This window comes from Erwinia pyri, from assembly GCF_030758455.1.
In the GTDB taxonomy this organism is placed as follows: domain Bacteria; phylum Pseudomonadota; class Gammaproteobacteria; order Enterobacterales; family Enterobacteriaceae; genus Erwinia; species Erwinia pyri.
In genome coordinates, this window is record NZ_CP132354.1 from 167871 (window position 1) to 182370 (window position 14500).

Annotated in this window: 12 protein-coding genes and 1 pseudogene; 2 read left to right on the forward strand and 11 right to left on the reverse strand. The window is 51.5% G+C overall.

What is annotated here, in order from left to right; translation table 11 throughout:
* Positions 1 to 13 precede the first annotated feature (13 nt).
* The 8 genes from Q3V30_RS22300 to Q3V30_RS22335 form a co-directional block, all read right to left on the reverse strand.
* Positions 14 to 415, reverse strand: coding sequence for a TIGR03745 family integrating conjugative element membrane protein (locus Q3V30_RS22300; RefSeq protein WP_306213506.1), 402 nt, complete (start codon positions 413 to 415; stop codon positions 14 to 16).
* Positions 416 to 446: 31 nt separating this feature from the next.
* On the reverse strand, positions 447 to 689 hold the full coding sequence (locus Q3V30_RS22305; RefSeq protein ID WP_306213507.1) for a TIGR03758 family integrating conjugative element protein: 243 nt from the start codon (positions 687 to 689) through the stop codon (positions 447 to 449).
* Positions 689 to 1012, reverse strand: a complete 324-nt coding sequence (locus Q3V30_RS22310) for an integrative conjugative element protein, RAQPRD family (RefSeq protein ID WP_306213509.1) — start codon at positions 1010 to 1012, stop codon at positions 689 to 691. The genes Q3V30_RS22305 and Q3V30_RS22310 overlap by 1 nt, the downstream gene beginning before the upstream one ends.
* A 495-nt stretch (positions 1013 to 1507) precedes the next feature.
* Positions 1508 to 2305 (reverse strand): Qat anti-phage system TatD family nuclease QatD, encoded by a 798-nt coding sequence (qatD, locus tag Q3V30_RS22315; RefSeq protein ID WP_306213511.1) that lies wholly within the window; start codon positions 2303 to 2305, stop codon positions 1508 to 1510.
* Positions 2302 to 3675 (reverse strand): Qat anti-phage system QueC-like protein QatC, encoded by a 1374-nt coding sequence (qatC, locus tag Q3V30_RS22320; RefSeq protein ID WP_306213513.1) that lies wholly within the window; start codon positions 3673 to 3675, stop codon positions 2302 to 2304. The genes qatD and qatC overlap by 4 nt, the downstream gene beginning before the upstream one ends.
* Positions 3672 to 4559 (reverse strand): Qat anti-phage system associated protein QatB, encoded by an 888-nt coding sequence (qatB, locus tag Q3V30_RS22325; protein ID WP_306213515.1) that lies wholly within the window; start codon positions 4557 to 4559, stop codon positions 3672 to 3674. Before qatB ends, qatC begins: the two co-directional genes overlap by 4 nt.
* Positions 4495 to 6426, reverse strand: a complete 1932-nt coding sequence (gene qatA, locus Q3V30_RS22330) for a Qat anti-phage system ATPase QatA (RefSeq protein WP_306213517.1) — start codon at positions 6424 to 6426, stop codon at positions 4495 to 4497. The genes qatB and qatA overlap by 65 nt, the downstream gene beginning before the upstream one ends.
* Positions 6427 to 6626: 200 nt before the next feature.
* Positions 6627 to 7418, reverse strand: a complete 792-nt coding sequence (locus Q3V30_RS22335) for a DUF6694 family lipoprotein (RefSeq protein WP_346433468.1) — start codon at positions 7416 to 7418, stop codon at positions 6627 to 6629.
* An 897-nt stretch (positions 7419 to 8315) separates the two neighbouring features.
* On the opposite strand from Q3V30_RS22335, the gene Q3V30_RS22340 reads away from it, so the two are divergent.
* Positions 8316 to 8666, forward strand: coding sequence for an ArsR/SmtB family transcription factor (locus tag Q3V30_RS22340; RefSeq protein WP_428979281.1), 351 nt, complete (start codon positions 8316 to 8318; stop codon positions 8664 to 8666).
* A 367-nt stretch (positions 8667 to 9033) separates the two neighbouring features.
* Entirely contained in the window at positions 9034 to 11352 is a 2319-nt protein-coding gene (locus tag Q3V30_RS22345) for a heavy metal translocating P-type ATPase (protein WP_306213524.1), read from the forward strand.
* A 55-nt stretch (positions 11353 to 11407) separates the two neighbouring features.
* Here Q3V30_RS22345 and Q3V30_RS22350 read toward each other — a convergent pair whose 3' ends face one another.
* The 3 genes and pseudogenes from Q3V30_RS22350 to Q3V30_RS22360 all read right to left on the reverse strand — a co-directional run bounded on the left by Q3V30_RS22350 (position 11408) and on the right by Q3V30_RS22360 (position 14427).
* Positions 11408 to 11725, reverse strand: a complete 318-nt coding sequence (locus Q3V30_RS22350; protein ID WP_306213548.1) for a hypothetical protein — start codon at positions 11723 to 11725, stop codon at positions 11408 to 11410.
* Positions 11620 to 12858 (reverse strand): annotated as a pseudogene (locus Q3V30_RS22355) (IS110 family RNA-guided transposase). The gene Q3V30_RS22350 and the pseudogene Q3V30_RS22355 overlap by 106 nt, the downstream one beginning before the upstream one ends.
* Before the next feature lie 394 nt (positions 12859 to 13252).
* Positions 13253 to 14427, reverse strand: a protein-coding gene (locus tag Q3V30_RS22360) for an IS3 family transposase (protein ID WP_306213526.1) whose coding sequence is annotated in 2 segments (ribosomal slippage) — positions 13253 to 14169 and positions 14169 to 14427 — 1176 coding nt in all. Because the reading frame shifts where the segments join, the coding sequence is not laid out codon by codon here.
* Between the last annotated feature and the right edge of the window lie 73 nt (positions 14428 to 14500).

The window sequence follows — 14500 nt, forward strand, 5'->3', positions numbered from 1 at the left end:
AGTGATGTGTTCCTCAGGCGATAATTTCTGCAGACTTGCCCAGCAGCCAGATAACAGCAACCAACATGACCACACCGACAACGACGATGGAGCCGAACTTGGTCCAGGTCGCGCGGTCATTACGAACTTCACCGAACGTTACCAGGCTTGCTTCAGCAACTTTGAAGAAGGCGAATCCACACACGACCAGACCACCGAGAATCAGCCCGTCCTGCAGGTGACCACTCAGTGTGCCCATCAGACCAGTACCCGTTCCGCTTGATGTTGGGCCTTCGACGGTTGGCAGGTCGGCCAAAGCCGGTTTGGCAGCCATGGCGCTCAGCAGGCCAGCTGTCAGAATACGAGCCCATACGGATTTAGCTTTAGCCTGAGCGTTAACGGTCACGCGGGTTACTGCAGATACAAATTTAGACATGATTTCACCTTTAAAAAGAGTTGGTTAAGGGTTAACTGCAAAACATCCAGATACTTACGACTAACAATAAAACGGTGCGAACAGCGGCTCTGCCCATCGCGGCTTCCTTCAGGCGCTGATTGGTCCAGCCTGAATAAACATCAACGATTGCCCATGCTGCCCAGAAGAAAAGAAAACCGATCAGCAGCGCGAGACAGACCAGGTGCAGCAGATTCGGCTCCACATTTCCGGAAGCCGCTTTAAAAGCGGCTTCCTGTGCAGCGGTCATCGCCATCAGGGACGCTCCCGGCGATAATTCCCCGCCACGCCAGACAAATCTCGCGGCTGAGCACGCGTTGGTTCCAGATAGCGATCGATGCCAGCGCTGATGGTCTTCAGGTCAGAATTTGCACGCTGATAATCGAAGAAATAGCGGCCACGCTCTGACGGATCAGCCTGGACTGCGGCAACACGCGCCCGCTCCAGCGACACCTGTACCTGAACGATCATCCGCTGCGCGGATGCAAGCTCGTCTTTCTCAGATGCAGACGCGGGAGAGGTCAGGCCCAGCACACCGCCGCATAACAAAAGTCGTGTTGCCGGACGAAAAGATTTCATATGCACCCCCAGTGGTTGTTGTGTGGGGTAAGCATGCGAAATCACGCTGATAAGTTCAGCCGTTAACTCTTTTTGGAAAAATGAAAATTTAAAGACCAGCGCGAATGCCGGGTTGAATGGGTTTAGAATATATTGTGTGTTGTAACTAAAATGATTGACTGGCGCACCGCTATACGGCTTACCTGCTGATGGCAGACACCTGAAAACAAGTTTCAGATGTCTCCGCCCAGCTCTGAAATAACACGACTAAATTGATAAATTTTTTTCCGGCGCAGTAAATAAATGGGAGGCTACTTATAATGCCTGCAGTAAAGTGCGTTGGTATCATCGCGGTGAATGCAAGAGAGCAAATGCGAGCGATGAGATAGGGGGCCGCTTGGAAAACGGAAAACATCCTACGCTAAGCCTGTGTCTTAAGCAGGTATGACGGGCCGCTTTGTGCCAAGAGCAGACATTGTAAAAAAAGAGGTCCATTCGGCTTGCTTTATAATCCTTTCAGATCTGAGGCTTTTGTACGCGAAGCACGCTGCTTGTCACTAGGGTGCGAAGATTATGGAGAATTTTCACGGCGGCATCCGCATCAGATTGCTGGTGCACAAGCGCAATTTCATGCACCGTTCGCGGCACATCGCGTGGGCGTACCATTTTTTCTTCATGAAGCACAAATGGTCCGTCTGTCTCCGTCAGGATGCGATCAAAAGGCAACAGGGAAACCAGTTTGCGATGTCTGGGAGACCGCATCATCTCTTCGTTCACAGAGAAGTAACATCCAAGCTCCACCGCCCGGCGCGCCTCGGAAACACTTCCAGTGAACCAATGCAGGACAGCTTTGCAGTTTTCCGTGATTCTGGTGTTTTCCAGATGCCCCAGGACTCTGCCCGCAGCACGAACGCTATGAATACTCAGGATCTTATCACCCTGCTCAGTACAGGCGTGCAGAATACGCGTAAATACCCGCTCTTGAGCCTCAAAGTTGCGATAAAAGCGCGGGCCAGCATCCAGCCCGATTTTCCCCACGTAACGAGCGGAAGGAAGATAGCGCTCCAGCAACGTTATCTCCTTCTCACGTTCAGCAATCAACTGGGGATGAAGACCGAGTGCGGCGCGAACGTGAGAAGAGTCGGCCGTTAATTCGCGATTCCGCATCCACGCCTTGGGCGTGGTTGTCACTGCCAGAGTGGCGACACGTGCCCGGTCACATTCACGGATAAGTTCAGCATGGTCCGGGTATAGATCAAGATGACAGTGAAAATCGACCCATTGAGGAACCAATTTCTGTTCTGCGGATGTCATGTAAGGGGCCTCGTTATTACACCGCTCAGTAAACGCTCCACCTCTCCCATTCCTCTCAGGTAAACGCCCTCGTAATCGTCTAGGCGGTTGGGATAATCGCTGAGCGGTCCGGGTTTATGGACGTCAAACCTTGCCCGACCCGGTGAGCGCATGAGCTTTTCCAGCGCAAACTGAAATGCACGGACGTGCTCGCCTTCTGGCCTGGAACTATCAAGTACCCGGCTGCGGAGATTGGGGATCCGATAAATCGTATCGTCTGTACCGAAAGCTGTAAATAATGATGCGCGTCTGATTAGACATGGAACGCAACGCCCGCAGTGTGTGGATTGCTGATCGTTAAGCGTGGGATCCCAACGCGTACTCTGGGGCGATGAACAAGACATGGTATCCCCGGCATGCTGCCTCAGAAAAGCCCGGTCGTTGCACTGGAGAGCCATCTCGCCTTTGGTCTTGTAGGCGTAAGGATTATCCAGACGCGCATTTATACCGAGATTGCCCAGTAGCTCATTGTAACGTGCCATATAAAAGGGATGCGTTGTACGAGTGCTCAATGCACCAACACGTAGCGGATCGAGAGGAACGTTTAATGAGATCAAACCATTTTCAGGTACGTTAATTGTGACCGGTCTTTCAAGAGCGTCTGCGGCCATCGTTGCTAGCGAGAAAAACATGAAGGAGCGACCGCGAAGCGTGTTTTCTCCCTCTTCTTCCTCAAACGTAGTTTTTTCGAATCCAACGCGTGCCCGCACATGACTGAAGACTTGCCCATACTGATCCGACAGAAGTCGAGCGCAATTCTGCTGATAGATGCTGGTAGTGGTATCCCAATAGTGGCTGATGAGTAAGAGATTTCCCCCGTTTGAGATTAAATCAATTGCACCGATAAAGCTGTCAAGACCACCAGAAAAGAGACAAACGGAAGTCGGGTTCATTAGACGTTCAACAGAAGATTGCTGGATGAGACCATCCTCAAGTTCTGGCCGCAAACGGAAGTGAAGCGTCCAGCGATCACCGGTCAGAAAATTCAACATCCGGCTCAGTAACTCTGTCTGACTGTTCCACACTGCAGGGGTCGCAACCGGAACATGTAGGGCAATCTCACGCGTCCACAGATCTTGGGCGTTATTTACTCGCGAGATACGGGTATCTGCTGCAGTCACCGTTGCGGCAAGAATCGCCAGATCCACAGATGTGTCCGATGGCGTCAAGCCGAGAGCCCTCAATCCCTTCAGCGCCTGCCCGAGGCCGAAAGCCAACGTACCGTTCTCTCTGAGAAAATTTAGTTCTGTCATATGAGTGCTGAGGCGGCTGAGTTGCATGTCAGTTTTGTCGTCAGCACCCAGCCTAGCCACTAATGTATGATGACTCATTCCGACCTCTCCCCTTCACGGGCAAGTAATTCAAATGCCACGGTGTAAATCTCCTCTACCTTTCTGTCGACCGCCTCGCCTGAAAGCCCGGAAAGATTCCTCAACTCATCACGGAGCTGGGTGCGGGTAGCGCCCTCCACAAAATCATGCAAATCTTCCTGAATGCTGACGATTGCGTCGATGTCATCGGGTAGTTTGATACCATTTTTACCTATATCCGCCATGATCCGGCCTTCGATTGAATGCACCACGAAACCGATAAAGACTTCTTTTAGCTGATCAGGCGTAAGATCTTCAAAGCTTCCTTCTTCTGCTTCAGACATATCCGCGATAGTATCCAGCATTGCCTGACGTGCCACTCCCTCATCAACCGAACCACCCGGAGGACATAAAAATTCGACGAGGAAAAGGAGCGCACCTGATGCAGAGTGCCCCGTCAGGTTTCCTAAATCAAACCGAGCAAGGACCTGAGCGGCACCACTCTGCTGAAAATCACTGATGAGCCCGAGCAGTCCTCCTGCAACCGTGCGTGAAGACCCCATGCGTCGGCTGGCGCGGCCTGCGCCACCTATTCCATTTCGAATATATCCTGCGACCGCCTTGCCCAACGCACTGCGGCTCCCAGAACGAGAATAACGAGTAAAGTTTGCTTTAGGCGCTCTGAGTGGCCCTGCTCCACTCGAATCTGGTGGCGTTACAAGTGTATTCGAGTTTCTGTCATCCGAAGGTTCAGCAGGTGGCAGGGTTGGAGGTGGTGGATTTTCCACGAAGTCAGGGATCAGACCATTAACTGGGCCCCGTATGCTTTTGAGGTGCCCATTAGTGTTGATATCCCGATAACTGGAGAGCTGCTTTAGCTGATTTTGAAAGTGACTGATTTTCATCCTGACTAGCCCATTCCTGAACTAGTTTTGAATATTCTTCTGTTAGTGCAGTATCTGTCAGGCTTTGCGCAAAACGGGTTGCAAGCCATCCACCTGCATTTTTAAGCGGAACTCGTCGGGCAAAATCAAGGAGTCTCCGCTGCAGATGCGGCTGCGTTTCGACAAGATATTCGAGTCCTTCAAACCCCTTTGGCCTGCGGCTGAAGCTGTCTTCCTGCAGCAGTTTTTCGCTGAGCATCTCAAACAATTCGTCAGCATCCGGCGCATTCAGCTTCACAAAATCTTCTTTGATTTTCACCATTCCAATTTTCGGCCCGAGCAGTTTTTCCATCATCGGTTCAAGATGGCCTGAAACGATCAGCTGGCTCAACGTGCTGTGCTTATCACGAGTGACGAACACGTAGGGACGAAGGTCTTCTCCGGATAGTGCCGGCTCAGATTTTGCCCATCTGACCGCCCAATCTGTCTTCAGCCAGTTCTGTACATCTTCAGATTCAGGAGCCTCATCTTTGCTTCCAGTGCCCTTACCCGTTAACGTTTTCCCTCCCCTAGCTAAGGTTTCAAACTGTGCCAGCGCCTCCGGTTTGCCATCCGGATGATTGGAAACCAACTGAACAAGCTTGCCGTAAACGTTGGGATAAAACCGCTCAGCAAGCATTATTTTCGCCAGTACGGGACGCTTAATATCATCACCAAATCCTCTCTCATCTGCGATTGCCTGGCGCAGCATCATCGAGTTGAGAAAACGCTTAATCTGCCTAGGGTTGCCATGTGTACCCGAACTGAGCATCGGGGTGACATGCAAGCTGAACAACAGCGCGTGCTCTACGACATCCGGTATATGTCCATTCAACGCTGACATCACCGCTTCTCTGTCAAGTCCACGGCTGATCCAGGGCTGTTTCATCTCTTCGCGCGCTTTGCTGAGTAACGCTTTAAATTGGTCATTTTGCGAGCCAAGAGCATTTTCGACCAGCAGCAGCGTGGTATAGATCCTCGTTTCTGCCGTTCCCAGCGCGGGAATGCGGAAGGGAACCTGTATTAGCTTTTCAAGATAATTGCGAGCGTAGCTTACCGGTCCGGTACTCTGGGGCAGGTCCGGGAAATGATCTTTTACCGCATATTCGATCATGGCTTCATCAGCACCGATAACAAAAGCGGTTTTCTCGACGAAAAGGAATAGGCGGATTGCTTCAAGCGTTTCTATGGCGGTTTTGGGCAAACAGCGATCAAGGTCGTCGACAATGACTACAAGCTTTTCAATCTGGGCAGCATCAAAAAGTGCCCGGAACTCCTCACGAAAGGCATGAATATGTTTAGGCAGCGTGTTGGAGTCGGCATCCGCCTCTTTAATGAAGTCCCTCGCTTTTTCAGCAAACGCTTTGAGGTCTGTTGCTGAAAGTTGTTCCTGCGGTGCGCTCAGGAAGCGGGTCGCCAGTTCATAAACTCCCTTCATCTGGTCGACTGTAGGTATGCCCGTGAACGCAGTAAAAGCCAGCCCTCCTGCCTTATGTGCCATTTTCAGCCAGTCAATACGACGAAGAACTTTTTTCGCAGCCTCAGACACCTTAGCGCTTGTCGGGCGTGCGGCCACGAGATCTTCTACGATGGTTTCGATGATGACAGTCTTAGCGTCCTCAAACCCCTCAAATGTCCACCCGTTAAACCATATACAGTGTGCTTTGTCCTTTTTACTATAGGCCGCCTCCAGCATCTTAAGCACGCTGGACTTCCCTGCCCCCCAGTCGCCATGCACGCCAATGGTAATAGGGGCATCTGGCGTTTCATCAATAAGCCTGACCACTGTGCTGGCGATAGCGGAGTAGTACAGAAGGTCAGTAGCGGTTTCCTGATCGATTAAAAACAAGTGTTCTCTCCCGGATGCTAAAAGCAGCCACACCTTACCTGTCCGGGTCATCAGCTGGCCGCGATAAATAGATTCAAAGAAGGGCTGTGCTACGTTAAGGGATCCCCTGCAGCCACGACTCAAAGGGGCAGAGGATATCCATCATTGACTGTTCGCTGTATCAATCAGAGATCAGGGGATCGCCCCTGGATAACGGCTTTTCAGTTCAGCGAGGCGGTTTGCATCTCGCTCAGTGAAATCAGAATTACCGAACACTGGGTTACCTTGTGCATCATCAATGCGAATAACGGTAACCGTGAAGACTGCATCTGCTGGCGCTTCGACTTTGCCCCAGTCTGAAAAGGATTGGGCGCGAGATTCCAGTCCGCTTTCTCACCTGGCTCCAGTCCGCCTGAGATTTGATAGTTGAAGGTGTCAGTGAACCAGGGTACTTCTCGTCCCGGGCTTGAGATGACGCCACGGAAGTAGGCGCGTGATATCGCGTTGGTGGTGCCGTTCTCAACACTTAGCGCAATAATAGGTTGATCGCGACCGTATTGTTTTTTCTGGAAGTAGAAACGCGATCGTGTGATCCCGAAAGCCTCAAGCTGTTTGAGGCTTGCCTGCGCGTCTTTCTGTTTTTGTTCAAGCTCCGCGATTTCCTGCAATGCCTGAGTCCGCTCTTTTTCGATCCGTTCCTTACGTACCTTTTCAGCATAAGAGATGACTTCATCGCCGGTTTTCCCAGACAGGTCGCTTTTCATTTGCGCCTCAATACCGACGGTATTTTTAGTCATCCCCGCCTGCATGAGATCCCTTAGGTTAAGATGGCTAAAAGCGACTACCTTAAGCGCATCATCATAAGATTCACGCTTGTCCTCAGGCAGTGACGCTCTGACTTTCTGAATTGTGGACTTCATGTTCTCATCACTGGAGGTATCAATTCGTGGCTGGTCACAGCCACTGAGGGCCAGTATTACAGCTAGCGCACCCCATACTCTTCTCATAACCATCCCTATTACAGAAACACTAAATTAGGATAAATCCTAAACCCTCAATGAAACATTTGGAAGCACTTAACGCGAAAATGATTAGAAAAATTGTCGACATTTTAATTATGATGCGAGATATAACCGCTTGGAATGGGATTGACTGACAACAACAAGGCATCCATACATCTAAAATTGTTAAGCATTTTGCTGAGTCCGAACAGAATAGATACTTGCCTCAAAGCACTTAGTGTTGAAGAGCTTGTGAGTAGGAAGCGAAACGATAAAGGTCAGATTTTCATGACTGCAGGCTCAGGATAATGCGGGTCGGCATAAGACCCCAGCCGTCAGGCCCGAAACGCCACCTCTGGCGGTTAGCGCAGTCGAGCTGACGACCCGGCCTGCCCGGGATACCAAGGGAGGTCAAAAGGATGCTTATACAATGTCCAGTATGCGCCCAAGCTGTGTGAAAAACCCTGACCTGAAGTGCGCGCATCTCCGCAAAATTTGGAATTGCTCGACTGATTAGCTGAGCCAAATTTTACGTATGAGCGCAGTTTTCAGTCCTGTTTTTAGTGGTTTAAGCGACCAAAGGAGTTTTCAAAAGCCTGTGCCAAGTGACTTGCTCCCTGATAATTCACACAGAAAGCTGTTAGCAATGTCCATTCATCGCTCATAGCGGAAGTTGGCCTGACGTCAGTCCGCTTTGTGCCGAAGCGGACGTTCTCTTAATTCTGTGTCACGGTTTTTTCAGATAGCCCGTTAGTCAGTTTTGCACTATTCCCGCGCATGATTTCCGGACCACTAACCGTCACCGGAAAATAATTTTATGAGAAAATAACTTTAATACCTCTGGTTGTTGCCTTTTCATATTAGTCAGCGCTAATATAAATCACATTAGCCATGACTGATATGAGTGATATGACTTCTGACCTCCAACCTAAAATCAAATTCCTGCGCGGCGTTGCCGAAAAAACGCGCCTCAGCATTCTTCTGGCACTGCGAGAAGGTGAAAAAACCGTTAATGACATCACCGCACTGACCGGCGGTACCCAGTCAAATATTTCCCAGCATCTTGCCTGCCTGAAAGGCTGCGGCGTTATCAGCCGGCGCCAGGAAGGTAAGTACTGCTATTACGCGCTTTCGGGGCCACACATGCTGGACTTTCTCAATATGCTGGACGTGCTGATGGATGAAATTGGCAGTGACGTGGCCTGCTGTGGATTAAACGCTTCACTGGTGCCGGGAGAAACTGATGAACAGAAAGCCTGATCTGAACGGCCGTAAAATAAGCCAGATTTCAGCCATTAAACCTGGTAACGCTTCGGCAGCACCCACCCTGAGCGGAATGAAACCCGCATCCTCTGTGACACCGATGGTGCAACCGGGGTCCTGCCAGGACGAGTGCTGCACGATTTCCACTCCAGTGCTGCGTTTTAAACCAGTGAAGTCCGCTCATGGCGCGTCAAAACTGTCACCCAAAGCGACCATGACAGCCGCCATCTGCCAGGACAACTGCTGCGCCCCACTGCCAGCCAGCAGGAGTGACAGCTGTTCGGATGCCTGCTGCTCTGCACCTGCAGAAAAAGTCCCCGCTGTATCAGAGTGTTGTTCTTCCAGTGAATGTGACGCTTCCTCCGTGACTTTAAACGAGACAGCAGAACAGCTGGACTACCGTGTGGGCGGCATGGATTGCCCGTCCTGCGCGACCACGATTGTGCGCAGGGTAAATCAGATGTCTGGCGTGGCCACCTGTGAAGTGAATTTCAGCACGGGCGCCATGCAGGTAGCGTTGAGCCAGCCTGATGTGCGCCCTGATATGGAAAAAGCCGTGCAGAAGCTCGGCTTCACTCTGGAAGCGGTCGGCAATGATGACACTAACACATATCTGATTCAGGGCATGGACTGCGGAGCCTGCGCCGTGACTCTTGAAAAGCACCTGATGAAAATGCCGGGTGTTAAAACGGCTAAGGTCAGTTTTGCCACCGGTCGCATGTCCGTCAGTCATCAGCTGACACCGGAACAAATCATCAGTGAGGTAAGTAAAGCCGGTTACCGGGCGCAGCCTTTGTCCGGTACCGCATCTGCGGCTGAGCCGGGACGCCTCAGCGGGCTGAGCAGCGTGCTGATTTCCGGTGCGGCACTGATAACTGGTTTTGTGCTGTCACATTTGCGCGTGCCGGACATTGTACCGGTGATGTTTTACGCGATATCAATTGTGGTAGGCGGGCTGAAGCCATTCCGCAGCGCCTGGTATGCAATCCTCAGCCGCTCTCTGGATATGAATGTGCTGATGTCGGCGGCCGCGCTGGGGGCCGCCGTCATTGGACAGTGGCTTGAAGGCGCAAGCGTCGTGTTTCTTTTCTCTCTTGGTACCGCTCTTCAGACCCGCAGCATTGAAAAAACGCGCAATTCCATTCGCAGCCTGATGGCGCTGGCTCCTGAACAGGCCACTCTCCGCCGTAACGATGAATGGATCAGCACGCCGGTTGCGCAGGCTCAGCCAGGGGACATCATGCTGGTGAAACCCGGTGACCGTCTGGCGCTCGACGGTGAAGTGGTTACCGGAGAATCAGGGGTCAATCAGGCCCCCATTACCGGTGAGTCTATCCCCGTTGATAAAGCGCCAGGTGACGAGGTTTACGCCGGGAGCATTAACCATAACGGTGTCCTGGAGGTACGTGTAACCCGCGCGGCCTCAGATACCGCGCTGGCGCGCATCATTCACATGGTCGAGGATGCACAGAACCGTAAATCCCCGACCCAGAGTTTCGTTGAGCGCTTCTCTGCTGTTTACACGCCGGTGGTATTCGTGGCCGCGCTGTTGATTATGGTGCTGCCGCCTCTGCTGGCATCAGGAGGCTGGGGTGAGTGGTTCTATCGCGGGCTGGAGCTGCTTGTTGTCGCCTGTCCATGCGCGCTTGTTATTTCCACGCCGGTTGCGATTGTTTCAGCGATAGGTAATGCGGCGCGTCACGGCATTCTGGTTAAAGGCGGCATCACGCTGGAGAAGCTGGGCAGTATTTGCGTGCTGGCTTTCGATAAAACCGGTACCCTGACCGAAGGCAGGCCTCGCGTTACCGGATGGCAGGTGTTCAGCGGCGAACCGGCTCAGCTGCTCAATATTGCCCTGAGCATTGAAGAACACTCCACACATCCGCTGGCTACTGCAGTGAGCGCCTGGGCGCGCGAACAGGGCGCAGAAAGTCTTGATGCGGCTGCCCATAAGGCCATTCCCGGACAGGGCGCGGTTGCCACTCTAGACGGAACGGTATGGCAGGCAGGAAATGAAAAACTGTTTACGGACGTGTCTTTTACCGCAGAAATGCGTGCGGCACTGGAACAGCTGAAAAATCAGGGCGCATCGCTGGTTCTGCTGGGTACGCAGCAGTCGGTACACGCTGTGTTTGCCATCGCCGATGCGATTCGCCCCACTACGCTTGATGCACTGAACAGACTGCGCGCGGACGGAATGACGCACACGCTGATGCTGACCGGAGATAACGAAGGCACGGCCCGCACCATCGCCGCTCAGGCAGGAGTCGACGCATGGCGCGCGGAGCTGATGCCGGAAGACAAAGTCAGCGTGATTGAAGAGTGGCAGCAGAAAGGAACGCGCATCGCCATGGTAGGCGACGGCATCAATGACGCTCCTGCGCTGGCGGCAGCGGATATTGGTATTGCCATGGGTGGTGCCGGGACGGACTCCGCCATTGAAACTGCTGACGTCGTGCTGATGTCCGACCGGCTTGAGCAGTTACCCCATGCCTTTGCGCTCAGCAAACTGACCGCGGCAATTATCCGCCAGAACATTATCTTTTCTCTGGCCGTCAAGGCCGTGGCACTGGCGCTGATTTTTCCTGGCTGGCTGACGTTATGGATGGCCGTACTCAGCGATACCGGTGCGGCGCTTCTGGTCATTCTGAACAGCCTGAGGCTGCTGCGATACCGCCGCTGAATCTGAAGCCTGCTCCTGCCCGGTGACTCGCCGGGCATTTGGCCATTCTCACACTTTACTGACAGGCTGAACGCGATATGAGAATCCCTCCGTCCATCTTCAGGAATGCTTCAGACATGAAGTAAAGGATACTTGATCCTGCTCCAAAACGAACTGAACCGCCACGACCAGGGAAGCCAAGCAAAGCCAGGCACGACGGCAATAAGTTCTCAGGTGCCTTAAGCAGGTTTAACGTCCGCTTCACGCCCTGAGACATTCGACAAGCTTTTATGGCTTCAGTAAGGGCGAGTGTCTCGCTTCGAGTGCCAGCAAATATTTCGCTTCGTCGTAGCGGGTTCTGGTCTTCCAGCAGCGGTAAATGATCCTTATCCATTTGAATGCCAGAGCCCGGATCGCTGATTGATGGGATTTCCCTTTTTCCCGCTGTCCTTGGTAATACAGCCTGGCCCAGTATGATGAGTTAACCGTCTTAGCAGACTATTCAACAAAGGTCTGCCTGACAAATTTGGCACACTGCCATCGCCAGTGAACCCAGGATTTCTGGCCACTTCGTTCTGTCACCGGTGCTATACCTGCGTAGTTTTGAATTTCTTCTGCGCTGTTAAAACGGTCACGGTTGTCACCAAGTGCTGCAAGCATCCGCGGGCCCATACACGGCCCCATGCCTGGAAGCGATTTAAACAGATCTGCATCTGGCAATGTGTCAAACAACGTTTCGATTCGTTCGTCATAGGTTTTGATTATTTCACTCACGACTTTGATTTGTGTCGCCAGTGCTGTTGCCATCAAAGCATTAGCCTCTATAACACTCGGGTCTGTAGTTAATGGGATCGCATTATCAATACTCGCAACACGTCGTTCGGTAAGGGCCATTGCGCGGCCACCTTTGGCATTCAGAAAGTTGCGGATCGTATCGCGCCTGGCGCGTTTCAGTTGTTGCAGACTCGGCCACCGCATAATCAGTTCACACAGTAGCAAGCTACCCCGATGTGAGAACCACTCCAGGGGCTGAGGATAATACTGTTTAAGCGTGTTGATTAGCCGGTTCACAAAACGGCGTTTATCTTCAACCAGCTGACGACGCTGCTCAACTAGTTGCTGAAGTAAGCGAATATCCGCATTGTCGGGTTCAATGGCTTTTATCTTTTTGGGGTAACGTAGCATTAACTCTAATGCCAGTTCGGCATCCTGCGGATCATCTTTTGCGCCGCTGGGTGAGAAGGCCTGCCGGTAACGAGCCAGCGATAAAGCGTGGACAGGAAAAACGGTGATAAACGGATATTTTTGAAGAGCATACACCACAGGCCCTTGCTTCAGCTCGAGAGCGATAGCGATCCTGCCTTTCACCTTCTGATGTAACTCGGTAAGCCAGATATCAAGCGCTTCTGCTGTATGTTCAATCACATGGAATACGCGCCCGCCATTTTTAAACTGAACACAGATATCATGCTTTTTATCTGCCCAGTCCAGACCAACATGTGCAGCAAAATGATTAGTCGCAGTCATTACCAACTCCTTTTAACCGGGGATTGGTATGCATTCCACGCTCTTCGAAAGAAATATAGCCAGCAGTTTATCTGCATGCCCTGAGTATTCGTTAGCGAACGTGGAGCACCTACTGGCTCGAAAGAAAAGCGGCGATCATCACATGATTCTCGCTCAATATTCGTAACCAGTAAGCGCATACCCTGAATCACTTCAAAGTGTAATTCTCAGGATGCGAATGACTATACCTCGCTCACAGCGAACTTTGCCGATCGTACATGTCTGCTCCGTGCCAACAGCGGAACTTGAGGTTACTAATGAGTATTCAATATTGAATGCCTAGGTTATCCCGGATGCTTACACAATAGCTTTGAAAATCATTGCGCCTCGCTGGCAGTATCGTCTTATGTAGTGGTCAACAAAAACTGGCCACGGCTTTAGAGTTTTTCCAAAACAATCTTTCTGATTCATTCGGCGTCAAACCACCATTATATTGATGAGGTCTGAGCTGGCTGTAATATCCTGTGATGTAATTCGTTATTGCCGTGCTGGCTTGGCTAAAATTAGCGTAGCCATTATCCGGTACCCACTCTGTTTTCAGACTTCTGAAGAACCGTTCCATTGGGCTGTTATCCCAGCAATTTCCCCGGCGACTCAGACTTTGCTTTATCTGATATCTCCACAGTAACTGCCTGAAATTCCTGCTGGTATAGTGACTGCCTTGATCCGAGTGATACAGTAAATTAGCCGGTTTTCCCCGTGCTTCCCAGGCCATCGACAGGGCTTTACCTGTCAGTGCTGAATCAGGGAAAAATGACATCGCCCAGCCAACCGGTTTACGGGAAAACAAATCGAGTACTACAGCCAGATAAGTCCAGCGTTTTCCCGTCCAGATATAAGTCACATCACCGCACCAGGTCTGATTAGGCTCGGTAACAGCAAACTGGCGATCCAGATAATTAGGGATCTCAATGTGTTCCTTAGACGCCTTCTTATAACGATGGCCAGGTTGCTGACAGCTGATAATATTGAGCGCTTTCATTAGCTTTGTTGCCCGCCAGCGGCTCAGTTTTATACCTTTGGTGGTGACCATCGCGGCAATGCTTCGCGCTCCTGCTGAGCCGTTACTTTCGCGATAAACTTCACGCACAAGGCTCAGTAATGCCACTCTCGTGGCGTCAGGCTTCCTGGGCTGCCGCCAGTATTTATAACTGCTGCGATGAACCCCAAACACGTTGCACACAACGGCAACAGGAAACCGCGCCCTGAGTTTCTCAACTAATGAGAATTGTTCAGGGAGTCTGACATCAAGAGCGCGGTAGCCTTTTTTAATATATCCCTTTCCATTTCAACTCGTTGAAGTCTTTTCTTTAGCTCGCGTATTTCAATCTGCTCAGGTGTCATGGGTGAAGCAGTGGGTGATTTTCCCGCTCGCTCTTCTTTCAGTTGTCGAACCCATTTGTCCATTGTGGATTTGCCGACGTTCATTGCCGTAGCAGCGGCGGCAACGGTGTAATGCTGATCGAGTACAAGCTGGGCAGCTTCGAGGCGAAACTCGGGGCTAAAATTGCGTCTGTTACGTCCGGTCATAATGTCACCTGTTTTTACTGTGAGGTGATGATATCACCTCTATTCAGGTGGCCAAATTCAGTGTGCCACTACA